23 protein-coding genes are annotated in these 22,873 nt (G+C 63.1%); 13 read left to right on the top strand and 10 right to left on the bottom strand.

What is annotated here, in order from left to right; translation table 11 throughout:
- From tsaE to regB, 3 genes are all read right to left on the bottom strand, one after another.
- Window positions 1-477 carry a tRNA (adenosine(37)-N6)-threonylcarbamoyltransferase complex ATPase subunit type 1 TsaE gene (gene tsaE, locus LY44_RS08740; protein ID WP_081024454.1) on the bottom strand — a complete coding sequence of 159 codons (477 nt, stop codon included), beginning with the start codon at window positions 475-477 and terminating at the stop codon, window positions 1-3.
- A gap of 39 nt (window positions 478-516) precedes the next feature.
- On the bottom strand, window positions 517-2,124 hold the full coding sequence (locus LY44_RS08735) for a PAS-domain containing protein (protein WP_055210355.1): 1,608 nt from the start codon (window positions 2,122-2,124) through the stop codon (window positions 517-519).
- 84 nt (window positions 2,125-2,208) lie between these two features.
- Window positions 2,209-3,594, bottom strand: a complete 1,386-nt coding sequence (gene regB, locus LY44_RS08730; protein ID WP_223230768.1) for a sensor histidine kinase RegB — start codon at window positions 3,592-3,594, stop codon at window positions 2,209-2,211.
- 97 nt (window positions 3,595-3,691) lie between these two features.
- Between regB and senC the strand changes: the two genes are divergently transcribed.
- The 3 genes from senC (at window position 3,692) to hvrA (ending at window position 5,338) form a co-directional block, all read left to right on the top strand.
- Entirely contained in the window at window positions 3,692-4,357 is a 666-nt protein-coding gene (gene senC / locus LY44_RS08725) for a cbb3 -type cytochrome c oxidase assembly copper chaperone SenC (RefSeq protein ID WP_055210357.1), read from the top strand.
- Between the two features lie 52 nt (window positions 4,358-4,409).
- Complete coding sequence (locus LY44_RS08720; RefSeq protein WP_013065792.1) at window positions 4,410-4,964, top strand: ActR/PrrA/RegA family redox response regulator transcription factor; 555 nt, start codon at window positions 4,410-4,412, stop codon at window positions 4,962-4,964.
- 65 nt (window positions 4,965-5,029) lie between these two features.
- The gene (gene hvrA, locus LY44_RS08715; RefSeq protein WP_055210358.1) at window positions 5,030-5,338 is read left to right on the top strand and encodes a trans-acting regulatory protein HvrA; all 309 of its coding nucleotides are present in this window, start codon (window positions 5,030-5,032) and stop codon (window positions 5,336-5,338) included.
- Here the strand turns inward: hvrA and LY44_RS08710 are convergent, their stop codons facing one another.
- Window positions 5,339-6,217: a LysR family transcriptional regulator gene (locus LY44_RS08710; RefSeq protein WP_081024456.1), complete on the bottom strand. Its 879-nt coding sequence runs from the start codon at window positions 6,215-6,217 to the stop codon at window positions 5,339-5,341.
- A gap of 178 nt (window positions 6,218-6,395) precedes the next feature.
- Window positions 6,396-6,986: an HD domain-containing protein gene (locus LY44_RS08705; protein ID WP_055210360.1), complete on the bottom strand. Its 591-nt coding sequence runs from the start codon at window positions 6,984-6,986 to the stop codon at window positions 6,396-6,398.
- Window positions 6,987-7,111: 125 nt separating this feature from the next.
- On the opposite strand from LY44_RS08705, the gene ahcY reads away from it, so the two are divergent.
- Both ahcY and LY44_RS08695 read left to right on the top strand, forming a co-directional pair.
- Window positions 7,112-8,503: an adenosylhomocysteinase gene (gene ahcY, locus LY44_RS08700; RefSeq protein WP_055210363.1), complete on the top strand. Its 1,392-nt coding sequence runs from the start codon at window positions 7,112-7,114 to the stop codon at window positions 8,501-8,503.
- Window positions 8,504-8,678: 175 nt separating this feature from the next.
- Window positions 8,679-9,020 (top strand): DUF2853 family protein, encoded by a 342-nt coding sequence (locus LY44_RS08695; protein WP_055210365.1) that lies wholly within the window; start codon window positions 8,679-8,681, stop codon window positions 9,018-9,020.
- Between the two features lies 1 nt (window position 9,021).
- Here LY44_RS08695 and LY44_RS08690 read toward each other — a convergent pair whose 3' ends face one another.
- Window positions 9,022-9,633, bottom strand: coding sequence for an enoyl-CoA hydratase/isomerase family protein (locus tag LY44_RS08690; RefSeq protein WP_055210367.1), 612 nt, complete (start codon window positions 9,631-9,633; stop codon window positions 9,022-9,024).
- 108 nt (window positions 9,634-9,741) lie between these two features.
- Here LY44_RS08690 and LY44_RS08685 point away from each other — a divergent pair, with 108 nt between their 5' ends.
- The 8 genes from LY44_RS08685 to LY44_RS08650 all read left to right on the top strand — a co-directional run bounded on the left by LY44_RS08685 (window position 9,742) and on the right by LY44_RS08650 (window position 18,626).
- Window positions 9,742-11,250 carry a DUF2125 domain-containing protein gene (locus LY44_RS08685; protein WP_160320037.1) on the top strand — a complete coding sequence of 503 codons (1,509 nt, stop codon included), beginning with the start codon at window positions 9,742-9,744 and terminating at the stop codon, window positions 11,248-11,250.
- 63 nt (window positions 11,251-11,313) lie between these two features.
- Window positions 11,314-12,660: a TldD/PmbA family protein gene (locus LY44_RS08680; RefSeq protein WP_055210373.1), complete on the top strand. Its 1,347-nt coding sequence runs from the start codon at window positions 11,314-11,316 to the stop codon at window positions 12,658-12,660.
- Window positions 12,647-13,456 (top strand): 3'(2'),5'-bisphosphate nucleotidase CysQ, encoded by an 810-nt coding sequence (locus LY44_RS08675; protein WP_055210374.1) that lies wholly within the window; start codon window positions 12,647-12,649, stop codon window positions 13,454-13,456. Before LY44_RS08680 ends, LY44_RS08675 begins: the two co-directional genes overlap by 14 nt.
- A 68-nt stretch (window positions 13,457-13,524) precedes the next feature.
- Entirely contained in the window at window positions 13,525-14,313 is a 789-nt protein-coding gene (locus LY44_RS08670) for a transglycosylase SLT domain-containing protein (protein WP_055210375.1), read from the top strand.
- Entirely contained in the window at window positions 14,313-16,400 is a 2,088-nt protein-coding gene (gene flhA, locus LY44_RS08665; protein ID WP_055210376.1) for a flagellar biosynthesis protein FlhA, read from the top strand. The genes LY44_RS08670 and flhA overlap by 1 nt, the downstream gene beginning before the upstream one ends.
- Window positions 16,397-17,173 (top strand): flagellar biosynthetic protein FliR, encoded by a 777-nt coding sequence (locus LY44_RS08660; RefSeq protein ID WP_055210378.1) that lies wholly within the window; start codon window positions 16,397-16,399, stop codon window positions 17,171-17,173. Before flhA ends, LY44_RS08660 begins: the two co-directional genes overlap by 4 nt.
- Window positions 17,170-18,258: a flagellar type III secretion system protein FlhB gene (flhB, locus tag LY44_RS08655; protein WP_055210380.1), complete on the top strand. Its 1,089-nt coding sequence runs from the start codon at window positions 17,170-17,172 to the stop codon at window positions 18,256-18,258. The genes LY44_RS08660 and flhB overlap by 4 nt, the downstream gene beginning before the upstream one ends.
- On the top strand, window positions 18,255-18,626 hold the full coding sequence (locus LY44_RS08650; RefSeq protein WP_055210382.1) for a hypothetical protein: 372 nt from the start codon (window positions 18,255-18,257) through the stop codon (window positions 18,624-18,626). The genes flhB and LY44_RS08650 overlap by 4 nt, the downstream gene beginning before the upstream one ends.
- A gap of 42 nt (window positions 18,627-18,668) precedes the next feature.
- Here the strand turns inward: LY44_RS08650 and LY44_RS08645 are convergent, their stop codons facing one another.
- Genes LY44_RS08645 through mnmG form a run of 4 tightly spaced genes read right to left on the bottom strand, consistent with a single transcriptional unit; the run spans window position 18,669 to window position 22,864 of the window.
- On the bottom strand, window positions 18,669-19,571 hold the full coding sequence (locus LY44_RS08645; protein WP_055210384.1) for a ParB/RepB/Spo0J family partition protein: 903 nt from the start codon (window positions 19,569-19,571) through the stop codon (window positions 18,669-18,671).
- Window positions 19,568-20,389, bottom strand: coding sequence for a ParA family protein (locus LY44_RS08640; RefSeq protein WP_055210385.1), 822 nt, complete (start codon window positions 20,387-20,389; stop codon window positions 19,568-19,570). Before LY44_RS08640 ends, LY44_RS08645 begins: the two co-directional genes overlap by 4 nt.
- Window positions 20,382-21,005 carry a 16S rRNA (guanine(527)-N(7))-methyltransferase RsmG gene (rsmG, locus tag LY44_RS08635; RefSeq protein WP_055210386.1) on the bottom strand — a complete coding sequence of 208 codons (624 nt, stop codon included), beginning with the start codon at window positions 21,003-21,005 and terminating at the stop codon, window positions 20,382-20,384. Before rsmG ends, LY44_RS08640 begins: the two co-directional genes overlap by 8 nt.
- On the bottom strand, window positions 21,002-22,864 hold the full coding sequence (gene mnmG, locus LY44_RS08630) for a tRNA uridine-5-carboxymethylaminomethyl(34) synthesis enzyme MnmG (RefSeq protein ID WP_055210567.1): 1,863 nt from the start codon (window positions 22,862-22,864) through the stop codon (window positions 21,002-21,004). The genes rsmG and mnmG overlap by 4 nt, the downstream gene beginning before the upstream one ends.
- Window positions 22,865-22,873 lie beyond the last annotated feature (9 nt).

Genomic DNA, 22,873 nt, shown 5'->3' with positions numbered 1-22,873 from the left:
TCAGACCTGCCCGAAAGCCGTCAGACGCGGCGCCCATTCGGCCGCGCCGCGCAACAGAACCCGCCGCGATGCACCGGCGTCAAGCAGCGAAAACTGCAGCAACAGAGCCTTTTCGGGCGCCAGATCGCCCAGACGTTCGGGCCATTCGATCAGGCAGATCGCGGCGTCAAAGGCCTCCTCCAGACCGAGTTCGATAGCCTCATCTGGATGGGTCAGGCGGTAAAGATCGGCATGCCAGATCTCGGGATCGGCGTCATAGACCTGCACCAGGGTAAAGGTGGGCGAGGGCACGTCTTCGGCCCTCCCCAGCCGGGCGCGGATCAGCGCGCGGGCGAAATGGGTCTTGCCCGCGCCGATCGGACCGTCGAGCAACAGCACGTCCCCGGCCCGTAAAAGCCGGGCCATCGCGATCCCGAAACTTTCGGTGGCATCGGCATCGGGCAGATCGAGAGACAGAAGAACGGGGGCGTTTTGCATGGCCGCACTCTAGCGGCCCTGCCCCCCGCGGCAAGCCCCTTAACTGGCCAGAACCTTCACCGGACGCTCCTCGTCGAAGTTCGCCCGGCTGGGCGGATCCAGGGTCACGACGCCTCTGGGCAGGAAACTGGCCATCATCGCCCCGCCGGTCATCGGCGCGAAGCGGCAGCCGATCATCATGCCGTCTTCGCGACGCCGCACCGTTCCCTCGATCAGCGATCGCTGGCCGATGCGGTTGTTGAACCCCCGCGCCGTGGCCCAGATGTCGGAGGCATCGCATTTGCCCTGCCACAGCCGGACCGCATCCAGAATGGTGGTGCGACGCAGCGAGGTATCGGTTTCCACGCCCCAAAGCCGGTCATAGGCCGCGTTCGAGGCTGTCAACTCGCCCGAAGGTTGGAACACCGCCACCGCCTCGCTCATCATGTCGAGGATTTCCTGGCCCTGCTCCAGTTCCGCCCGGAAGCGGCGGGTCAACGACACTTCCGAGGAGATATCCTCGAACAGAAAGGCCACGGCGCCATCGGGATGCGGACGGCCGGTGACGCGGTAGGTCTGACCCGAGGGCAGCATCCAGGTTTCGGAATGGAAGCCCGCGGCGGCGGCCTGTTCCAGTTCGGTCATCTTCAGCCGCCAGCTGCGATAATCCTTCGGCTCGGGCATCATCCGCGCCTCGCGCAGACGGTCGAGAAAGGCGTAAAGCGTCGGCCGGTTCGACAGGAAATCCGTGCCAAGCTGGGTCAGATCGATCAGCGCCGGGTTGAACAGCTGCAACTGCCGCGACCGGTCAAAGATCGCCAGACCGATCGGCAGATCGGCAAAGGTCTTGGTCAGCGTCTGCACGAAATCGCGCAGCGCCTTTTCCGCCCGCACGGTCGAATCGGCCGGCAAGGCGAAATGCAGCGCGCCCTTGTCCATCGGGAAGGAATGGCAATCGAACCAGGCCGCCCGTTGATCGCCATCATCGAGGCGCAGCCGCCGCGGTCCGGTGTGACGGGCGTTTTCATCGATCTGGAACAACCGCGGCAAGGGCCAGAGCATCGCCTCCTCGGTTTCGGAAAAGGCACCCGAGCGCAGCACATAGGCGCGGTTCGCCCAGGTGATCGTGCCGGTCTCGTCCTCGCGCCAGACCAGCGTCGGCGCCCGGTCCAGCGTCAGCCGCATCAGGTCCAGCTCGTCTTCCAGCGCGCGTTGCGACAACCCGTCGACCAGAACGCCGCGGCCCTCGGCCTCGGGATCGATGAGGGTGAGTCGCGCCAGGCCATTCACCTCTTCGGCGATCAGCTTGATCTGCGTCCGCCGCCCTTCTTCGGGTTTCGACACCAGCTCGATCCGGCCGCGTTCGGCCAGGGTCAGCATCGCGGCCTCGAAGCCGTCGAACCGCGGCGCGACAAAGGCAAGGAACCGCGCCCAATCCGACAGAGCCATCGGCGAGGCCTCCAGCAGCGCCCGCGCCGGGCCGGTCGCATCGACCAGATCCTGATCGTCAAACAGGAACACCGTCTGTTCCAGAACCGGATGTGTCGCCACCCTTGCATCCGGCCCGGTCTTGCGCGTCGAAAGCACGCTCAGCAACAGCAAAGCCAGAAGCGCCGATCCGACCGAGGTCGCGACGATCAGTATCGCCTGGAAAATCTCAATCTGCATGACTGCAGCCCTCTCGCCTGTCCCGCAGTCATGATTGATGAATAAAGGTTAATGTGCCGTTAAGTTAACGAACGATTGTGATCATCAGGCGGTGATCGGAACATTCTCGCCCAGAGGCCCGGTTTCGGGGGCGATCAGACGGCCGATGTGCCAGCGTAGCTCCACCACCGCGCCAGAGCGCCGCGGCACCGGGGCATTCTTCTGATAGGGCTCGGAACCGTTGGCGAATCGCAGCTTCGCCCCGGTGCGCTCCAGCAGCGTCTTGGCGATGAACAGCCCCAACCCCATGCCCTCGTATTCCTTGCGCTCGGCCGAGCGGGTCGAGATGAAGGGATCGCCGATGCGGTTGAGAACATTGGGCGAATAGCCGCGGCCGTCGTCGGTGACGCGCACGATGATACTGCGGTCGGTCCATTCCGCATCGACCCAGACCGTGGTCTGCGCGAAATCGACGGCGTTCTGGATCAGGTTGCGCAGCGCATGCACAAGCTCGGGATAGCGATAGATCGTCGGTTGCCGATCCGAGCCGCCCTCGCCCGGGACGACGTCGAAATAGATCATCTTGCCACGGTCCAGATGCGGCTCGGCGGCCTCGCGCAGCACGGCGAGCAGCGGCGCCGTGCGCAGATGCACATCATCCTTGCCCGCCCGCCCCATCGAGCGCAGGATGTCGCGGCAGCGTTCGGCCTGTTCACGGATCAGCACCGCATCGTCATGCAATTCGGGATCGTCGATCAGCTCCTCGGCCAGTTCGGTCGAGACCAGCTTGATCGTCGCAAGCGGCGTGCCCAGCTCATGCGCCGCCGCCGCCACAACCCCGCCCAGATCGGTCAGTTTCTGCTCGCGCGAGAGCGCCATTTGCGTGGCAAACAGCGCATCAGACATCGAATGGATCTCCTGCGCGATCCGGTGCGCATAGGCGCCAAGGAAGATCACCCCGATCACGATCGCCACCCAGGAGCCGAATTCGATCATCGGCGGCACGCCGATATAGCCGCCGTCGCGGGTCTGCAGCGGCTCGTTGAAAACGGCGACAAAGGTGATCATCGCGATCGTCGCGCCGCCCAGCAGCAGCGTCGGCCGCAGCTTCAGCGCCGTCGCGGCAATCGTCACCGGCACCAGGATCAACAGCGCGAAGGGGTTGTTCAGCCCGCCGGTCAGTGACAGCAACAGCGCCAGCTGTGCGGTGTCGAACAGCAGCGTCGCCGTCACCTCGGCCTGCGACAGCCGCCGGGATTCCGGGTAAAGATAGATCGCCGCGATGTTGGCGGCGACCGCGAAACCGATCGTGCCGATGCACATCGGCAGGTTCAACGCGATGTCGTAATAGCCATAAGCCGCAATCAGCGCCGCCAGCTGACCGACCACCGCGGCCCAGCGCAACAGGATCAGCGTCCGCAGCCGGACCCATTCCTGATGGCTCAAACTTGCCGACATGTCGAATTCCGGCCGGTCGACAGCCCTCATCATATCTGCCATCGTCGTCCCCACCGCCTCACCCTTACCGCAACCCCTTGATATTCCCGTTGCGCTGCGCAATCAATCTCCAGCACGTGAAGGAGAGGCGATGAACGTTTCGAGCAAGACCGCCGCGCTGGCTGCCACGGCAGCCGTCGTCGTCGTGGTTGGCATCTCTGCCGCCGTGTCCTTCCTCCCCGCGCAGACGGACCGCTTCGCGCAGTGCCGCAAGGGCACCGGCAGCGCCTCGGCGCAGATCGGCGGCCCGTTCACGCTGGTTTCGGAAACCGGCGTCCCCGTGACCGACCGCGACGTGATCGCCCGGCCCAGCCTTGTCTACTTCGGCTACACCTATTGCCCGGATGTCTGCCCGATCGACAGCACCCGCAATGCCGCCGCCGTCGATCTTCTGGCCGAACGCGGTCATGAGGTGACGCCGGTGTTCATTTCGGTCGATGCCGCGCGGGATACGCCGCCCGTGCTGACGGAATTCACCGATCTGATGAGCCCGAAGATGATCGGCCTGACCGGCACGCCGGAACAGATCGACGCGGCGGTGCGGGCCTATCGGGCCTATTACCTGATCCGCAATCCCGGCGATCCGGCGACGCTGGTCGATCATTCGACCCAGACCTATCTGATGGATCCGAAGCTTGGCTTTCTCGATTTCTATGATCGCGATGCCACACCGGAAATGGTGGCCGAAAGTGTCGGATGCTTCCTTGACGCGCTGCAGACCCCCGGGGAAAACCCCGCGGCGGGCAACGGAAATTGACCAGCGCAAAATATAGCTTTAGAACCGAAAAAGAGGGTGAAAGGGGGGAGCCATGGCCGAAGAAGAATTCGCCGAACTCGGAAGCGACAGGTCGCTGCTTCTGGTCGATGACGATAATGCGTTCCTGACCCGCCTTGCGCGCGCGATGGAAAAGCGCGGGTTTCAGACGGAAATTGCCGAAACGGTCTCGGCCGGCAAGGCGATCGTGCAGAACCGGGCACCGGCCTATGCGGTGATCGACCTGCGTCTGGAAGACGGCAACGGTCTGGAAGTGGTGGAAGCCCTGCGCGAACGCCGCCCCGAGGCACGGATCGTCGTGCTGACCGGTTATGGCGCCATTGCCACCGCCGTTGCGGCGGTGAAAATGGGCGCGACGGATTATCTGTCGAAACCGGCCGATGCGAATGACATCACCAATGCGCTTCTGGCCAAAGGTGAAGCCCTGCCGCCGCCGCCGGAAAATCCGATGAGCGCCGACCGCGTGCGGTGGGAACATATCCAGCGCGTTTACGAGCTTTGTGACCGCAATGTTTCGGAAACGGCACGGCGTCTGAATATGCACCGTCGCACGCTGCAGCGGATTTTGGCGAAACGCAGTCCGCGCTAAAAAATAAATCTTGATTGCGCGACCGTAATATTCGATATCCATAAAACCACTCACTGGAGGTTTTCATGGATATCGACGCGCTTTCTCTCAACGAACTCAAGGCGCTGCGGTCCAAGGTCGACCGTGCGATCGTCACCTACGAAGAACGCAAGAAAAAGGAAGCCTACGCCGAACTCGACGAGATCGCGCGCAAGATGGGCTATCCGCTGACTGAAATCCTGACCATGGTCGAGGCGAAACCGCGCAAGACCGTTGCCGCGAAATATGCCAACCCCGCAAATCCGGTCGAAACCTGGACCGGTCGCGGCCGCAAGCCGAAATGGGTCGAAGCCGCGCTGGCTTCGGGCAAGTCGCTGGAAGATCTGACGATCTGATCAGGCCTCGGCCTTCAACCAGTCGATGAAAATCTTGGCCGCCGGGTTCAACCGACCCGGCGGCCTGACAATGTAATAACCCAGGCTTTCCTCGGTCAGCTCGTGGATTTTCACCAGCCAGCCGAGTTTCAGATCCTCGACGATCAGCGCCTCGGTTTCCAGATGCAGACCGATCCCTTCACGGGCGGCGGCCAGTGCCAATTCCTCGTTCGGAAAATCGACGAATTTCAGCGCCGCCGGAACCAGCCCCATCGATTCCAGCAATTGCATCTGTTCCGGCCAATCGCCCTCGCGCACCCAGGGCAGCATCGCCATTTCCCGCAAGGACAGTTTTTTTCGCCCGCCCAGCAATTCCGGCGCCGCCACCACAACCTGAGGGGCAGCGGTCAGAAACTCGGAAATCACCCCGGGCCATTTGCCGACGCCAAACCGAATGCCGATATTCGCGCCGATTTCCTTCAGATCGACCAGCCGCGCATCGGGCAAAAGCGACAGCGGAATATCGGGGTGCCGCTTCCAGAACCGCGCCAGCCGCGGCATCAGCCATTCCGAGGCGAAGACCGGCGGCACCGTCACCGAAAGCGCCTTTTCGCTGGTGTCGGCGCGCAGCATTTCCGCCGCCGATTGTATCATCGAAAACCCGTCCGCCAGCGCCTTGGCAAAGCGCTCGCCCTCGGGGGTCAGGTGCAGATGCTTGCCGTCCCGCCAGACCAGCGGCACGTCAAGATCGGTCTCCAGCGCGCGGACTTGTTGCGCAATCGCAGCGTGGGTCACATTCAGCTTGCGAGCCGCAGCACTGAAGCCCCCCTCGCTTGCCGTTGCGGCAAAGGCGCGCAGGGCTGTCAGCGGCGGCATCTTGCGCCAGTCGATTTCGCTCATCTGTTAGCTCACCTATCACCTGTGGAAAAATTCCTGACTCGCCTTGCTGCCCGCGTCAAGGCATTGAAGAGGGACAGAGAGAAAAGGAGATCCGCGATGTTCCGGATTCTTGGAGAAGTGATGGCCCTTGCCATGGGTGGCTATGCCCCCCGCGCCCGCAACGCTGGCGAATACAAGTTCAACCGCTGAGAGCGCTCAGCAGGGCATGGTGACGCGCGGTAAATGCTGCGCGCACCTCGGGCGGGGGACGCAGGCGGATCGCCAGACCCCGCACAAGGACAGGATCGGGCTTTCCGAAGATCCTGTCCGCCTCGGCCGTTGAAAATCCCGCGATTTGTTCGGCCTCGAGCCGCGCCGAAACCTTGTCCGCCGCCTTGATCGCGCGTTTGATCGGGGCGGGCAGAACGCCTGGCAGGCCGAAGCGCAGATGCACCGCGGCCGTCAGCCGGTCATCCAGCTCGCCATAGCCCTTGCCGATCGCCGCCTTGACCGGGGTGATCATGTCGCCCAGCACATATTCGGGCGCATCATGCAACAAGGCCGCCAGCCGCCAACGCTCGCCGATGCCGGGATTGGCACGGGCAAAAAGTTCCTCGACCAGCAGCGAATGTTCCGCCACCGAATAGGCGTAATCCCCCGTCGTCTGACCGTTCCAGCGCGCGACAAAGGCGAGGCCGTGGGCGATATCCTCGATCTCGATGTCCATCGGCGTCGGGTCGAGCAGGTCCAGCCTGCGCCCCGAAAGCATCCTCTGCCACGCCCGTTTCATCGAAGTCTCCCGTTTACCCCCTGCTAGCCAAAGCGAAAGGGACTGTAAACGTCGCAGGTGCGCTTCGTTGCGCCACGGGGCTCAAGATGCTATGCAACCCCCGACTGAAATTCGAGGAGCGCCCGATGGCCGATTACATCGTCAAGGATATCAAGCTGGCTGATTTCGGCCGCAAGGAACTGGATATTGCCGAAACCGAAATGCCGGGCCTGATGGCCTGCCGCGAGGAATTCGGCAAAAGCCAGCCGCTGAAAGGCGCCCGCATCGCCGGTTCGCTGCACATGACGATCCAGACCGCGGTGCTGATCGAAACGCTCAAGGCGCTGGGGGCCGATGTCCGTTGGGCCTCGTGCAACATCTTCTCGACCCAGGATCACGCCGCCGCCGCCATCGCCGCGGGCGGCACGCCGGTCTTTGCCGTCAAGGGCGAGACGCTGGAAGAATATTGGGCCTATACGGACAAGATCTTCCAGTTTCCGGAAGGCACCTGCAACATGATCCTGGATGATGGCGGCGATGCGACGCTCTACATCCTGCTTGGCGCCCGCGTCGAAGCCGGCGAAACCGATCTGATCGCCACGCCGACCTCGGAAGAGGAAGTCTGCCTGTTCAACCAGATCAAAAAGCGCATGGTGGAAACCCCCGGCTGGTTCACCCAGCAGCGCGCCGCGATCAAGGGCGTGTCCGAGGAAACCACGACGGGCGTGCATCGTCTTTACGACCTGCACAAGAAGGGGCAGCTGCCCTTCCCGGCGATCAACGTCAATGACTCGGTCACCAAGTCGAAATTCGACAACAAATACGGCTGCAAGGAATCGCTCGTCGACGGTATCCGTCGCGCCACCGATACGATGATGGCGGGCAAGGTCGCCGTCGTCTGCGGGTATGGCGACGTCGGCAAGGGCTCGGCTGCCTCGCTGCGCGGCGCGGGCGCCCGGGTGAAAGTGACCGAGGTCGATCCGATCTGCGCGCTGCAAGCCGCGATGGACGGCTATGAAGTCGTCGTGCTGGAAGACGTGGTCGCCGACGCCGACATCTTCATCACCACCACCGGCAACAAGGACGTGATCCGCATCGAGCACATGCGCGAGATGAAGGACATGGCCATCGTCGGCAACATCGGCCATTTCGACAACGAAATTCAGGTCGCGGCGCTGAAGAACCACAAATGGACCAACATCAAGGACCAGGTGGACATGATCGAGATGCCCTCGGGCGCGCGGATCATCCTTCTGTCCGAAGGCCGCCTGCTGAACCTTGGCAATGCCACCGGCCACCCCAGCTTCGTGATGTCGGCCAGCTTCACCAACCAGGTTCTGGCGCAGATCGAGCTTTGGACCAAGGGCGCCGAGTATCAGCCGGGCGTCTACATCCTGCCGAAATCGCTCGATGAAAAGGTGGCGCGTCTGCATCTGAAGAAGATCGGCGTGAAACTGACCACGCTGCGTCCCGATCAGGCGGATTACATCGGCGTCACCGTCGAAGGCCCGTTCAAGTCGGACCATTACCGCTACTGATCCTGCCTTTCCCGGCAGATTGCGGGGCCTTCGGGCCCCGCTTTCGTTTGCACCCTGCCGCATCGGCAAAGACGCGCCGCCGCCCGTCCGGTTGCGGGGATTCCCTTTGTTTCAAGGCGCGCGCGCGCCTAGGCTGCAGCCCGGAACGCAGCGCGCCGACACGGGAGACGCAAAGATGGGCAAACGGGACACCTTGATCGCGAAATACGCCGAGGATCTGCAGGGCAAATGCGGGATCACGCCCGACATGGCGCTGCTGGAGAAAGTCACCATCGGTTGCGGACCAGCGATCTATGACCCCGATGCCGAGATCGTTGCCGCGACGCAGAAATCCGAGATCGATCAGATCCGGCGCAATTTCCTGATCCGGAAGCTGGGCCTGCCCGAGGGCCCCGATCTGGAGGATGCGATCGATGCCGCGATCGAGACCTATGGCCGCTCGGAACCGCGCAAATATCGCGCGGTGATCTATTACATGCTGGTCCGGCATTTCCGCAAGGAAAGCTTGTACCTGTAAGTCAGATCAAGGCCTTGATAGAGGCCACAAGGGCGGGTCTCGCGGCGGTCGCATCGGCAAGCAGCGCGGCCAGGGTCTCGTCCATCGCCTCGGGGGCGACGATCCGGTCGATCAGCCCCCAGGCAAGCGCCTCCTCGGCCTCGATCTTCTGTCCGGCCATCAGGATCATCTTCGCCCGCGACGGGCCGATCAGCGCCGCAAGCCGCTTCGGGTCCGAGGGCTGCGGCAGGAAGCCCAGCTTCATCACCGGATAAAAGATCTTCGCCTGCGGCACGGAAATCCGCAGATCGCAAGCCAGCGCCATCCCCATCGCGCCCCCGGCCAGGGTGCCGTTCAGCGCCGCGACGGTCAGACAGGGCAGCGCCGCAACCGCGCCCGACAGCCGTTCCCAGACCGAATCGGTGGCCAGCCCTGCCCGCGCCTCGTCCAGATCGGCGCCCGCCGAGAACACCTTGCCGGTGCCGCGCAACACAAGCGCATGCGCCTCGGCCCGCCCGGCCGCCTCGGCCGCATCCGCGATGTCGGAGAGCATCCCCCGGGTCAGCGAATTCGCCTTCTCCGGCCGGTTGATCGTCACCGTCCAGATGCCGTCCGTCGATTTCACCTCGATCATCTTGCCCTCCGCCTGCCGCTTTGCGCCTTTGTTAACAACCCCATTGCCCCTTGACCATTACCGATGTGCAGCCGAAGGTGGGGGCATTCCTTATCCAAGAGGCCCCCGATGGCACGGCTCACATCCGCTGGCACAACCACGTTCATCGCCCTTCTCATGAGTTCGACCGCCGTCATGGCCGATGTGACGCCGGAACAGGTCTGGGACAGCTGGCAAAAGCAATATTCCGCCTATGGCTTCACCATCACCCCCGGCGCGGTCGCGCGCGATGGCGACGTGCTGACGATCTCCGATCTTGTGCTGACGAACGAAAGCACCACCACCATCGGTACCGACAGGCAGGTGTCGAAAACCGTGCTGACCGTGCCCGCGATCCTGCTTGAAGATCTGGGCGACGGCACCGTCGAGGGCACGGTCGAGGGCGAGATCACCGGCAAGAACGACACCACCGATGCCACCGGCAAGACCGAGACGGCGAAGATCACGATCGACAAGACCGATGCCAGCGTGGTGATCTCCGGCACGCCGGAGGAAATGTCCTATCTGGTCGATGCGCCCGAGATTTCCGCCAGCATCGAGGCCCAGCCCTCGACCCCGGGCGCGCAGCCGGCGCTTTTGGGAATGACGCTGACCGGGCTTGCCGGGACGCAGGTGATGACCACGACCGGCGGTCAGGGCACCAAGGCCGATCTGACGGCCGAGGCGATGGAACTGACCATGACCGGCAGCGATCCCGAGGATGCGACGACGATCGATGCGACGATCGAGATGCAGGATCTGGCGATCAAGGGCGACAGCCTGATGCCCGAAGGCGCCGATGCCGCAGAGCTGGGCGATGCGATCGCCAGGGGGATGCGGACCAACAGCGCACTGAGCTATGGCGCGCTGAGCTACACCATGTCCTCGAAGACCAAGACCGGGCCGGTCAGCCTGTCCGGGTCCGCCGAAAGCGGTCAGGCGATCATCGCCTTCTCGCGCGAGGCGGTGCGGTATTCGGCCACCGGCAGCAAGACCAGGATCGATATCCAGACCACCGATTTCCCGCAGCCGATGTCGGCGACCATCGATCAGGGCGAGATCGACTTTGCCATGCCGCTCAGTGCCAGGGCCGAACCGCAGCCCTTCACCAGCAAGGTCGCGCTGGTCGGGCTGGCCGTCTCGGATCAGGTCTGGAAGATGATCGACCCGACGGAGAAGCTTGCGCATGGCCCGGCGACGCTGATCGTCGATCTGACCGGCACCGGCAAGCCGCTGGTCGATCTGTTCTCGCCCGCCGCGGCCGCCTCGCCGGTGCCGCCGGTGCAGATCGACAGCCTGAACGTCAACCAGCTGCAGCTGACCGCCGCGGGCGCCGAGCTGACCGGCGCGGGCGCGCTGACCTTCGACAATGCGACGGCCACGCCGATGCCGCTGGGGTCGATCGATCTGAAGCTTTCGGGCGCGAACAAGCTGATGGACGGGCTTGTCGCCATGGGCGTGATGCCGCAAGATCAGGTGATGTTCGCCAAGATGATGATGGGCATGTATGCCGTGCCCGCGGGCGAGGATCAGTTCACCTCGAAGATCGAGTTCAAGGAAGGCGGCCAGATTCTGGCCAATGGCCAGCCGATCAAGTAAGACAGTCCTGCCGAACCAGCGAAACCGCCCGGCCTTCCGGGCGGTTTTCCACAAGGAGAGCCGATGCCCCCCGTTCTTTCAGATCTGACCGATGCGCTGTTGTCCGCCGCCCGCAAGGCCGGGGCCGAGGCGGCCGATGCGATCGCCGTCGATGGCCGCGCCGTGTCGATCGATGTGCGCGGCGGAACCCTGGAACAGGCGGAACGCTCCGAGGGGCTGGAAATCGGCCTGCGCGTGCTGATCGGCGGGTGTCAGGCCTGTGTCTCGGCCTCGGACATTTCCGCCCGCACCATTGCCGACATGGCCGAACGCGCCGTGGCGATGGCCCGCGAGGCCCCCGAAGACCCGCATGCCGGTCTGGCCGATCCGGCGCAGCTGGCGCGAGGCTGGGATGCCGAGGCGCTGGAACTGGCCGATCCGGGCGCAGAACCCTCGGCCGCGGCGCTGGAAACCGACGCCCGCGAGGCGGAAGCGGCAGCAATGGCGGTGCAAGGTATCTCGCAGGTGCAATCGGCCTCGGCCTCGTGGTCGAAGCGGCTCTTGCACATGGCGGGCACGAACGGATTTTCCGGCGGTTACGCCCGGACCTCGCGCTCGATCTCGGCGGTGGCGATTGCGGGCGAAGGCGCGGCGATGGAACGCGACTGGGCCTCCGAGGCGCGGATTTTCGGCGCCGATCTGCCCTCGGCCAGATCCATCGGCCAGCAGGCGGGCGAACGCGCCGTAGCCCGGCTTGGCGCGGTGCAGCCGAAAACCGGAGCCTTTCCGGTGCTGCTGGATGAGCGCGTCGCCGCCAGCCTGATCGGCCATCTGCTTTCGGCAATCAACGGCACCGCGATTGCGCGCGGGGCCTCCTGGCTGCGCGACGGGTTGAACACCGAGGTGCTGCCCAAGGGCCTCAGCCTGATCGAAGACCCGTTCCGCCGTCGCATTTCCGGCTCGCGTCCGTTTGACGCCGAGGGTCTGCCCCCTGCCCGCCGCGCCATCGTGGACGACGGCGTGCTGACCGGCTGGGTGCTGGATCTGGCCACGGCGCGGAAACTCGGACAGAACAGCACCGGCAATGCGTCCCGTGGAACATCGACGCCGCCCTCGCCCGCCGCGGGCAATGTGGCGCTGACGCAGGGGGCGAAATCGCGCGAGGAGCTGATCCGCGACATGGGCACCGGGCTTCTGGTGACCTCGTTCATCGGCGCGACGATCAACCCGACCACGGGCGATTATTCGCGCGGGGCTGCGGGCTATTGGGTTGAAAAGGGCCAGATTTCGCATGTGGTGAACGAATGCACCGTGGCCGGAAACCTGCGCGAGATGCTGCGCCGGATCATCCCCGCCAATGATGCGCGCGGCCATCTGAGCCATGTCGTGCCGTCGCTTCTGCTTGAGGGGCTGACGATTGCCGGGTCCTGATGCCGCCACCGATCTTGATCTGCTGATCCGCGCCGCCGAGGCCGCGGGCGAATTGGCGCTGCAATATTGGAAACATGCGCCGAAGCAATGGGACAAGGAAGGCGACGCCGGTCCGGTTTCCGAAGCCGATCTGGCGGTGAACGACCTGCTCGCGCATCTTTTGCGCAAGGCGCGACCCGATTACGGCTGGCTCTCCGAGGAAAGCCAGGACGACGCGGCCCGTCTGTCCTGCCGTCGCCTGTTCGTCGTCGATCCGATCGACGGCACCCGCGCCTTTCTGTCGAACGAACCGGGCTTTTCCCATGCGATCGCCGTCGTCGAAGACGGCGAGGTTCTGGCGGGCGTCGTGCATCTGCCGGTGTTCGAGGAAACCTATGCCGCGGTGCGCGGCGGCCCGGCGCTGCTCAACGGACAACCGATCCGCAACACCGACCCGGGGGCGATCGAGGGCTCCAGCCTGCTGGCCTCGAAGGTCTGCGATATCGCCACGAACTGGCGCAGGGAAAAGCCCGGCTATCGACGGTTTTTCCGCCCCTCGCTGGCCTGGCGGCTGTGTCTGGTCGCTGAAAGCCGCTTTGACGCCAGCCTGACGGTGCGGCCGACCTGGGAATGGGACGTCGCCGCCGCCAGCCTGATCGCCACCCGCGCGGGCGCGCTGGTGACCGACCGTGCCGGGGCGCCGATCCGCTTCAACACCCCCAGCGCGCAGATCGAGGGGCTCCTGGTCGGCGCCCCGGGATTGCACGCGCAATACCTCGCGCAGTTGCGGCCGCAGGCCGAAGAATCCGGGCGCTGATTACCGGATATAAACCTTCTCTCCCTAGGTTCAGCTTTGGCAAGAATTGCTGAACAAGGGGGAACCCCATGCCAAGTCTTTGGCGAATCGTCCTGTTTTTCATGCTTGGCATGGCTGTTCCGCTGCGGTCCGCGCAGGCTTCGGAGACGGCACAGGGCATCTCGGCGACCTGTGAGCGGGTTGCGGAATACGCGTCGCAACAAAGCGGTGTTCCCGTTTCGGTTCTGAAAGCGATTTCGCTGACCGAAACCGGCAAGAAGATCGACGGCAAGCTGCGTCCCTGGCCCTGGACCGTGAACATGGAAGGCGCGGGGCATTGGTTCGACACGCTCGATGAAGCGCGCGCCTATGTGTTTCAGGAATTCAAGCGCGGCGCCCGCAGCTTCGACATCGGCTGCTTCCAGATCAATTACAAATGGCACAATGAACATTTCTCCTCGATCGACGAGATGTTCGATCCGAAGGCGAATGCGCTTTACGCTGCCCGCTTCCTTTCGGATCTTTACGCCGAGACCGGCTCGTGGAACGCCGCGGCCGGGGCTTATCATTCCCGCACCAAGGAACGTGCCGATCGCTATTCTGCCCGCTTCGCCGAGCTGCGCGAGCGTTTCATGGGTGCCGATGGCGAAGCGGAGGTTCTGGCGATGAATGCCGCGCCTGACCAGATGCCTTATGGCGAGATCCCCGATATCCCCGATATCGTCGCCGCGATGAACGCGCCGTTGACGCCGCCGAAACCGCCGCGGGTCAATTCCTATCCGCTGCTGCGGCGCACCGGAACCGTGTCGCCGCCGCTGGGGGGCGCGCCCGGCGCCAGCCTCTTCGCCATTTCTCTCGACAAGACCCAGGTGAACTGATGCCGAAGCTGACCCTTGCGGCGATCTTCCAGCCGACCATTCTGCTGGCCATCGCGCTGATGACCGTGATCGTTATGATGATCCTGCCGGTTCCGGCCTGGGTTCTCGACCTCGGGCTGGCGGTGTCCTTCGCGCTGGCCATCCTGATCTTCACCGTCACGCTGTTCATCGAACGTCCGCTGGATTTCTCGGCCTTTCCGACGATCCTGCTGGCGTCGCTGATGCTGCGGCTGTCGCTGAACGTCTCCTCGACCAAGCTGATCATCGGCAATGGTCACACCGGCCCCGGCGCCGCCGGTCATGTGATCGAAGGTTTTGCCAATTTCATCATGGGCGGCTCTGTGATGATCGGGCTTGTCGTCTTTGGCGTGATCCTGATCGTCAACTTCATCGTCATCACCAAGGGCGCGGGCCGGATGGCCGAGGTGGGCGCCCGCTTCGCGCTGGATGCGATGCCCGGCAAGCAGCTGGCCATCGACAGCGACATGAACGCCGGTGCCATCGACCATGCCGAGGCGCGGGCGCGGCGCGAAAAGGAACAGGCGGAAACGACCTTCTTCGGCTCGCTGGACGGTGCGTCGAAATTCGTCAAGGGCGATGCCGTCGCCGGTCTCTTGATCACGCTTCTGAACCTTGTGGTGGGTCTGGCCATCGGCACGATCGTGCATGATATGCCGCTGGGCCGCGCGCTGGAAACCTATGCGATCCTCACCGTCGGCGACGGCCTGACCAGCCAGATCCCGGCCGTGATCATCTCGATCGGCTCGGCCATCCTGCTGTCGCGCGGCGGCACCAAGGGCTCGGCCGATTCCGCCGTGTTCGAGCAGCTGTCGCGCTACCCCTCGGCGCTGGCCACGGTGGCGGCGCTGATGGCGGGCTTCGCCATCGTCCCCGGCCTGCCCTTCGTGCCCTTCATGATCGGCGCCATCGTTCTGGGCGGCACCGCCTTCCTGGTGACCCGGAAGGCGCAGAAAAAGGCCGAGCTGGAGGCGATGAAGATCCCTGAAAGCACCGAACCGAAGAAGCGCAAGTCGATCGGCGATGTGCTCGATGTCGATGACATCCATGTCGAATTCTCGCCGGATCTGGTGGCGATGGCGCTTGACCCGGCGACCGGGCTGGATGCGCGGATCACCAACATGCGCAACCATGTGGCGGCCAGTTACGGCCTGATCCTGCCGGAAATCCGCCTGACCGACGATGCGACGCTCGATCCCGGCTGCTATCGCATCCGCATTCAGGGTGTCGAGCAGGCGAAAGACCGGCTCTTCGCCGACCGGGTTCTGGCGCTGATCACCGACAACCGCGATTTCCTGCCCGATGGCGAGGACGTGCGCGAGCCTGTCTATGGTGCCCCGGCGCGCTGGCTTCCGCCCGGAAAACAGGAAGATGCCGCGCTGGCCGGGTCCACCGTGGTCGGCCCGACCGAAGTTCTGGCGACGCATCTGCTGGAAGTGATCCGCCGCAACTTCGGTCGCCTGATGACGCTGCGGGCGCTGCGCCGCTTGCTGGAGGAAGTGTGCAACCTTTCCGATCCCGCCCGCGCTGAATCGAACCGCCGTCTGCTGGACGAGTTGATCCCCGACAAGGTTCCGGTCGATCTGCTCTTGGCCGTGCTGCGTCTGCTGCTGGAGGAACGGGTGTCGATCCGTAACCTGCTGGTGATCGTCGAATCGATCGCGGAAGTGCGCGGGATGCAGTCGCCCGAGGCGATCTGCGAACATGTCCGCCAACGGCTCGGCTTCCAACTGGTCGCGGAATATCGTCGCGAGGATGGCACGTTGCCGTTGCTGCAACTGGCGCCGGAATGGGAAGACACGTTCTCGACCTTCCAGGTCGCGGGGGATCGCGGTCAGACCGATGTCGCGCTGCCGCCCGACAAGTTCAACCGTCTGGCAAACAATGTCGCCGAACGGATCGCAAAAGCCGGCGAAGCGGGGATTTTCCCGGCCATCGTCACCTCGACCCGGCGGCGGCGCTTCCTCAAGACGGTGCTCGGCGCCAAGGGGATCCTTGCCCCCGTGCTCAGTTTCGAGGAAATCGGCCTGGATGCGCGGCCCTCGATGGTCGGCGTGGTGCAGGCATGATCGAGGATCTCGCAACCCTGATGCAATCGACCCGGGATCTGCTCTGGGTCGGTTTCATCGTCTTCCTCCGCGTCGGCGGCACGATGGCGGTGATGCCCGCTTTCGGCGAAATGATGGTGCCGACACGGGTCAAGCTGGGGCTGACCTTCGCCTTCACCCTGATCGTGATGCCGGGCGCCCTGCCCTTCGTGAAGGCGCCCGACACCAGCCTGCCGGTGGCGGTCTGGATGTTCGCGGAAATCGTGATCGGGCTGTTCATCGGTCTGATGCTGCGGCTTTTCGTTCTGTGCCTGCAGATCGCGGGCACGATTGCGGCGCAATCCACCTCGCTGTCGCAGCTGTTTGGCGGCACGACGGGCGAGCCGCAGCCCGCGGTCGGCGAATTGCTTGTTCTCGCCGGTCTGGCGATTTCGGTGCATCTGGGTCTGCATGTGAAGGTGACCGAGATCTTCCTCGGCTCCTATCAGGCATTGCCGCCCGGCGCCTTTCCCGATGCCGATCTGTTCCGGCAATGGGGCCTTGGCGGCATTTCCCGGGCCTTTGCGCTTGGCTTCTCGATTGCCGCGCCCTTCGTGATTGCCGGTCTGATCTACAACGTCGCGCTTGGCGCGATCAACCGCGCGATGCCGCAGTTGATGGTGTCGATGATCGGCGCCCCGGCGCAGACGCTTGGTGGCCTCGCGCTGCTGATGATCGCGCTGCCGACCGGTCTCATGGTCTGGAATGATGCCTTCGACGCCTTTCTGTCCAACCCGTTCGAGGTGCTGCGATGAGCGAGGAAGACGACAGCTCGAAGGAATTCGACCCTACTCCGCAGAAAATCGAGCAGGCGCGCCAAAAGGGCGATCTGGTCAAATCCTCGGAAGTGACCGTCGCCGCGGTCTATGCCGCCTTCGTGGTCACCGCCCTTGCTTTCGGCAAGAGCTCGCTTGAAAGCTTCGGGTCCTGGGCCAGCGTGCTGATCGATCAGGCCGATTCGATTTCGGTGCAGCTTCTGGGCGGCGGAACAGTGGTCGCGAGCAGCATTCTGGGGCGCATGGCACTGACGGTTGCGCCCTGGTTGCTGTTGCCCGGCGTGCTGGTTCTGGCGGCACTTGCGGCGCAGCGCGCCATCGTCTTTGCCCCGGATAAGCTGATGCCGAAGCTCAACCGCATCGATCCGATCGCGAATTTCAAGCAGAAATTCGGGAGCACCGGCCTTTTTGAATTCGCGAAAAGCTTCGTCAAGCTGGTGGTGATCTCGATCATCCTCGGAAATTTCATGCTGCGGGAACTGCCCACAATTCTGCTCAGCCAGAAATTCGAAGCGACGGTGGTTGCGGTCAGCTTTCCCCAGATGATCGTCGAATTTCTGTTGCTGATGCTGCTTCTTGCAGGTGTGATCGCGGCGATCGACTATCTGTGGCAGAGGTTCGACTTCCTGCGGCGCAACAAGATGACGCGCAAGGAACTCACCGACGAGATGAAGCAGTCGGAAGGCGACCCCCATATCAAGGCGCAACGGCGGCAGAAAGCGATCGAGATCGCGACCAAGCAGATGATCGCAGATGTCGCCAAGGCCGATGTGGTGATCGTGAACCCGACGCACTATGCCGTGGCGTTGAAATGGGAACGCGGTGCGAAACGTGCCCCCGTTTGCGTTGCCAAGGGTGTCGATGAAGTCGCGGCGCGGATAAGGGAAGTTGCCGCCGAAGCCGGGGTACCGATCCATTCCGATCCGCCGACGGCCCGGGCCCTTCATGCCTCGGTCGACATCGGGCAGGAAATTCATCCGGACCATTATCGCCCGGTCGCCGCGGCGATTCGTTTCGCCGAGAAGATGCGCCGTCGGTCGCGTGAACGTGGGGCCCGGAAATGAAGCGGAAGGATCTGGAATCGCTGAACGACATCGCCTCGATGATCCGGGATCGCGCCATGGCGGATCTGGCGCGGTTGAACCGGCAAAGACTTGATCTGGAAACGGAGCGGACGCAGATCGCGCAAGACATGCAGACTGCCTGGCGCGAGGGATGCGACAATCTGATGTTGGCGAAAGCGGCTGAAAACTATGAGAAATGGGCGCAGATGCGGTTACGGCAGATCGCCGAGAGCCTTGCGCAGCTGCAACCGCTGATCGAGGCGCAAAGGCAGCGCACGGCCGCGGCCACCGGCCGACATCGCAACCTTGGCGAAATTGCGAAAAAAATGCTGACAGAGCAACAGGTTGCAAGGGAAAAGCGGCTATGACCCGGCCTGCTTCGGCCAGGTCAATGCTTCGCGCGCGTGCCTTCAGCCGATCTGGCTGAGCGCCTGACAGAGCTGATCGAGATCATCAAGCGTCCGATAGCGGATCGACAAGCGTCCCCCCTCGATCCCGTCATGATCGATGCTGACGCTCATCCCGATCGTCGCCGAAAGATCCGCCTCCAGCGCGCGGGTGTCGGCGTCTTTCTCTCGCGGCGCTCTGGACGAGGGCTTCGAGGGCGTGCCTGACGCTGCCGATGTCTCGTCTTTCGCCAGCCGTTCGACATCTCGTACCGACAGACCCCTGGCGATCGTTTCCTTCGCCAAGCGAACCGGATCGGTTGCCGTCACCAGAGCGCGCGCATGACCGGCGGTGAGCTTGCCGTCGCGCAGGAAATCCTGCACTTCGTCGGGAAGATTGAGCAGCCGCAACAAGTTGGCAATATGGCTGCGACTTTTGGACAGCGCCTCGGCAAGCTTTTCCTGGGTATGGCCGAAACGATCCATCAGCTGGCGATAGCCCATCGCCTCTTCCAGCGGATTCAAATCTGCGCGCTGGATATTCTCGATGATCGCGACTTCCAGAACCTCGGTATCGGTGAAATCGCGCACGATGACCGGCAGTTCATGCAGCTTTGCCAGCTGCGCTGCACGCCACCGCCGTTCGCCGGCGACGATTTCGAAACTGTCCTCGCCCCTGGGATGCTTGCGCACGATCAGCGGCTGAATGATGCCCTTTTCAGCAATCGAGGCGCGCAGTTCTTCCAGCGCCTCGGGCGCGAAACTGCGCCGGGGTTGATCCGGATTCGGGACGATCTTTTCGATCGGCACAAGCATGTCCTTGCGCCGCGGGGCGACTTCGGCTTCGGCGACCGGGATCTGAACATCCGCCATCAGCGCCGACAAGCCACGGCCCAGGCCCCGACGCTCCGGTTTTCTCTCGCTCATGCCCTGGCCTTTCGTTCTTGTATCGTATGGAGGTCAAGCAATTCCGCCGCAAGGGACCGATAGGCTTCCGCGCCTTTCGACCCGGCGTCATAGCTCAAGACAGGCAAGGCATAGGATGGCGCTTCGGAAATTCGCACGTTGCGCGGAATCATCGTCCGGAACACCAGCTCGCCCAAGGTCGCCCGCGCATCGGCTTCCACCTGCTGCGACAGGTTGTTGCGCACATCATACATCGTCAGCACCACGCCTTCGATGCGCAGATCGCGATTCGCGGTCTGCCGAACTTCGCGGATCGTCAGCATCAACTGCGACAACCCCTCGAGCGCAAAGAACTCCGCCTGCAGCGGGACCAGGACCGACTGCGCCGCAACCATCGCATTGACGGTCAGCAGATTGAGCGAGGGCGGGCAATCGATCAGGACATAATCAAGCTGAAAGAGGTCGATATCGGTTTGGCGCAGCGCATCATGCAGAAGGAAGGTGCGCTTTTCGGACGATACGAGTTCCATATCCGCAGAAGACAGGTCGGTCGTCGCCGGAGAGATCAAAAGCCCGTCGAAGGCGGTTTTCTGAACGACGTCAGACAGCGGGGCCTCTCCGAACAGCAGGTCATAGGTGCTGTACTTGCGATCCGCCGCTTCGACACCAAGACCCGTCGAGGCGTTCCCCTGCGGATCGAGGTCAACCAACAGCACGCGACAGCCGCGCTCGGCCATCGCCGCCGCCAGGTTGATCGCAGTCGTCGTCTTGCCAACGCCGCCTTTTTGGTTTGCGATGGCAATGATTCTTGGCTGTGTCGGGCGAGTGGGATCAGGCACGGTGCAACCCCTTGATGTTCAGAACGACGGACTCCGGGTCCGTGGCGCTGGGTTTCGGTTCGACCTCAAAGGACCATTTCTGCTGCGCCTGCGCAACCTCTTCCCGCCAGCGATTTCCTTTCGGAAATAGAGCGATGCCCGCCGGTGACAGGTGACGCTCCGCGTAGCTCAACAAGGTTTCGAGGGGCGCCAAGGCACGTGCGGACAGGACATCCGCCTTGAGCGGCTCAAGCGATTCTATCCGTTGATCAGCCACCACCGCGGAGAGGCCCAGATCGCGGACGGAATTGAGCAGAAACGCCGCCTTGCGCTTGTCACTTTCAACCAGGGTGAGCCGCATATCCGGAAATTGTTCTTTTGCCAGAACGCCAACCACAAGCCCGGGAAAGCCCCCGCCACTTCCCAGATCGCCCCAGTGCTGCGGAGCCTGCGCAACAGATTGCAAAATCTGCGCTGAATCCAGGAAATGGCGCGTCCAGATTTCCGCAAGCGTATTCGGGGAAACCAGATTGATGGCTGAGTTCCATTTTTTCAGCAACGCTTCCAGGCGCTCCAGAAGGCGAATTGTTTCACGTGAAACATCAACCTGATTTACAAACGCTTCCGGCCCGGTCATTTCCGTTCAGCCCTTTTGTCCTGCCGAAGCCGAGCAAGAATCAGCGACAAAGCCGCCGGCGTCGCGCCATCGACCTGGCTTGCCTGATGCAATGTCCGGGGCGTTGCAGCATTGAACTTCGTTTTCAGCTCATTCGACAGACCGGACAAGGCGCGGTAATCGAAGTCTGCCGGGATCTCCCAATTCTCGTCACGACGCATTGCGTCAACGTCCCTCTGCTGCCGCAAGATGTAGTTGGCGTAAAGAGCTTCGTTCGAGAGTTGCTTTGCAATATCGGGCGGAATCCCGTTCAAATCTGGGAAAGAGCCCCGGAGCTGCTCGAAAGTGACGTCCGGAAACGCCAGCAACTGAAACGCCGAGCGCTTCACCCCATCCTGATTCAACGCCAGACCAAGCGAGATCGCCTGCCCCGGGGTCAGCACGATACCGTCGAGAACGCTCTTCCCGGCCGCCATTTGCGCCATCTTTTCATCAAAGCTGCGCCGACGGGCCTCTCCCACACAGCCGATATCGATACCGCGCGGGGTAAGACGCTGGTCCGCATTGTCCGCGCGCAGGAACAGCCGGAATTCGGCGCGCGATGTGAACATGCGATAAGGTTCACTGACCCCCCTGCTCACCAGATCGTCAATCATCACACCGATATAGGAATCGGTTCGGCTGAAAGTTACGGGATCGCGGCTCAAAGCCTTGCTTGCCGCGTTCAATCCCGCGACCAGCCCCTGAGCCGCGGCTTCCTCGTAACCAGTCGTGCCGTTGATCTGACCGGCAAGGAACAGACCTTCCTGGGCACGCAATTCAAGCGTCAACGTCAGCGCCCTGGGGTCGACATAATCGTACTCGATCGCATATCCCGGCTGCAAAATCCGGGCCCCTTCCAGACCACGGATCGATCGAACATATCTCTCCTGCACATCCGCGGGCAAAGAGGTCGAGATGCCGTTCGGATAAACAGTATCATCGTCCAGCCCTTCCGGCTCGAGAAAGACCTGATGCGAAGTTTTATCGGAAAACCGCACCACCTTGTCCTCGATCGACGGGCAATAGCGCGGACCGACGCCCTCGATATGGCCACCATACATCGCGGATCGTTGCAGATTTTCCCGAATCACCTCATGCGTCGTTTCGTTCGTATGGGTGATGCCGCAGGCGATCTGCCGCACGAAGGGACCGGTGCTGAGAAAACTCAGCATCACTGGATCTTCGTCGCCCGGCTGCTTTTCCAGACTATCCCAATCGATGCTTCGACCATCAAGCCGTGGGGGTGTTCCGGTTTTCAGCCGCCCGACGGCAGGCGCAATCTCGCGCAGCCTTTGCGAGAGGCTAACCGAGGGGCGATCCCCGACCCGTCCCCCCGGAGATTGCTGATCCCCGATGTGGATCACACCGTTCAGAAACGTCCCGGTCGTCAGCACGACGGCCGACGCACAGATCTCGGACCCGTCCATCAACCGAACACCGGTTATGGTCGTTCCGGTCAGCAGCAGATCGGTCACTTCGCCCTCAACCACCTCAAGAAGCGGCTGGGTTGCACAAAGTTCGGCGACCGCCAGGCGATACAGCTTCCGATCCGCCTGTGTTCGCGGCCCCTGAACCGCCGGACCCTTGCGGCGGTTCAGAAGCCGAAACTGAATCCCGGCACGATCGGCGGCCTTGCCCATCACGCCATCCATCGCATCGACTTCCCGGACAAGATGCCCCTTCCCCAAGCCGCCAATGGCCGGGTTGCAAGACATCACGCCAAGCGCCGCGCGCCGCATCGTCACAAGCGCGGTTCGGGCCCCAAGCCGAGCCGAAGCATGGGCGGCCTCCGTCCCGGCATGACCGCCTCCGACAACGATGACGTCAAAATGTTTCACGTGAAACAC

The sequence above is a fragment of the Rhodobacter capsulatus genome (assembly GCF_003254295.1).
In the GTDB taxonomy this organism is placed as follows: domain Bacteria; phylum Pseudomonadota; class Alphaproteobacteria; order Rhodobacterales; family Rhodobacteraceae; genus Rhodobacter; species Rhodobacter capsulatus.
This window is presented reverse-complemented; position numbering and strand designations above follow the sequence as displayed.

What these genes read in the sequence shown, in the direction of transcription:
- flhB (WP_055210380.1), top strand. Translation starts at nt 17,170, where the DNA reads ATGAGCGAGGAAGACGACAGCTCGAAGGAATTCGACCCTACTCCGCAG.
- LY44_RS08735 (WP_055210355.1), bottom strand. Translation starts at nt 2,124, where the DNA reads ATGCAGATTGAGATTTTCCAGGCGATACTGATCGTCGCGACCTCGGTC.
- LY44_RS08690 (WP_055210367.1), bottom strand. Translation starts at nt 9,633, where the DNA reads ATGATCGAGGTGAAATCGACGGACGGCATCTGGACGGTGACGATCAAC.
- LY44_RS08695 (WP_055210365.1), top strand. Translation starts at nt 8,679, where the DNA reads ATGGGCAAACGGGACACCTTGATCGCGAAATACGCCGAGGATCTGCAG.
- rsmG (WP_055210386.1), bottom strand. Translation starts at nt 21,005, where the DNA reads ATGACCGGGCCGGAAGCGTTTGTAAATCAGGTTGATGTTTCACGTGAA.
- LY44_RS08705 (WP_055210360.1), bottom strand. Translation starts at nt 6,986, where the DNA reads ATGAAACGGGCGTGGCAGAGGATGCTTTCGGGGCGCAGGCTGGACCTG.
- regB (WP_223230768.1), bottom strand. Translation starts at nt 3,594, where the DNA reads ATGATGAGGGCTGTCGACCGGCCGGAATTCGACATGTCGGCAAGTTTG.
- LY44_RS08720 (WP_013065792.1), top strand. Translation starts at nt 4,410, where the DNA reads ATGGCCGAAGAAGAATTCGCCGAACTCGGAAGCGACAGGTCGCTGCTT.
- LY44_RS08645 (WP_055210384.1), bottom strand. Translation starts at nt 19,571, where the DNA reads ATGAGCGAGAGAAAACCGGAGCGTCGGGGCCTGGGCCGTGGCTTGTCG.
- LY44_RS08670 (WP_055210375.1), top strand. Translation starts at nt 13,525, where the DNA reads ATGCCAAGTCTTTGGCGAATCGTCCTGTTTTTCATGCTTGGCATGGCT.
- LY44_RS08710 (WP_081024456.1), bottom strand. Translation starts at nt 6,217, where the DNA reads ATGAGCGAAATCGACTGGCGCAAGATGCCGCCGCTGACAGCCCTGCGC.
- hvrA (WP_055210358.1), top strand. Translation starts at nt 5,030, where the DNA reads ATGGATATCGACGCGCTTTCTCTCAACGAACTCAAGGCGCTGCGGTCC.
- LY44_RS08685 (WP_160320037.1), top strand. Translation starts at nt 9,742, where the DNA reads ATGGCACGGCTCACATCCGCTGGCACAACCACGTTCATCGCCCTTCTC.
- LY44_RS08680 (WP_055210373.1), top strand. Translation starts at nt 11,314, where the DNA reads ATGCCCCCCGTTCTTTCAGATCTGACCGATGCGCTGTTGTCCGCCGCC.
- tsaE (WP_081024454.1), bottom strand. Translation starts at nt 477, where the DNA reads ATGCAAAACGCCCCCGTTCTTCTGTCTCTCGATCTGCCCGATGCCGAT.
- ahcY (WP_055210363.1), top strand. Translation starts at nt 7,112, where the DNA reads ATGGCCGATTACATCGTCAAGGATATCAAGCTGGCTGATTTCGGCCGC.
- senC (WP_055210357.1), top strand. Translation starts at nt 3,692, where the DNA reads ATGAACGTTTCGAGCAAGACCGCCGCGCTGGCTGCCACGGCAGCCGTC.
- LY44_RS08660 (WP_055210378.1), top strand. Translation starts at nt 16,397, where the DNA reads ATGATCGAGGATCTCGCAACCCTGATGCAATCGACCCGGGATCTGCTC.
- flhA (WP_055210376.1), top strand. Translation starts at nt 14,313, where the DNA reads ATGCCGAAGCTGACCCTTGCGGCGATCTTCCAGCCGACCATTCTGCTG.
- LY44_RS08650 (WP_055210382.1), top strand. Translation starts at nt 18,255, where the DNA reads ATGAAGCGGAAGGATCTGGAATCGCTGAACGACATCGCCTCGATGATC.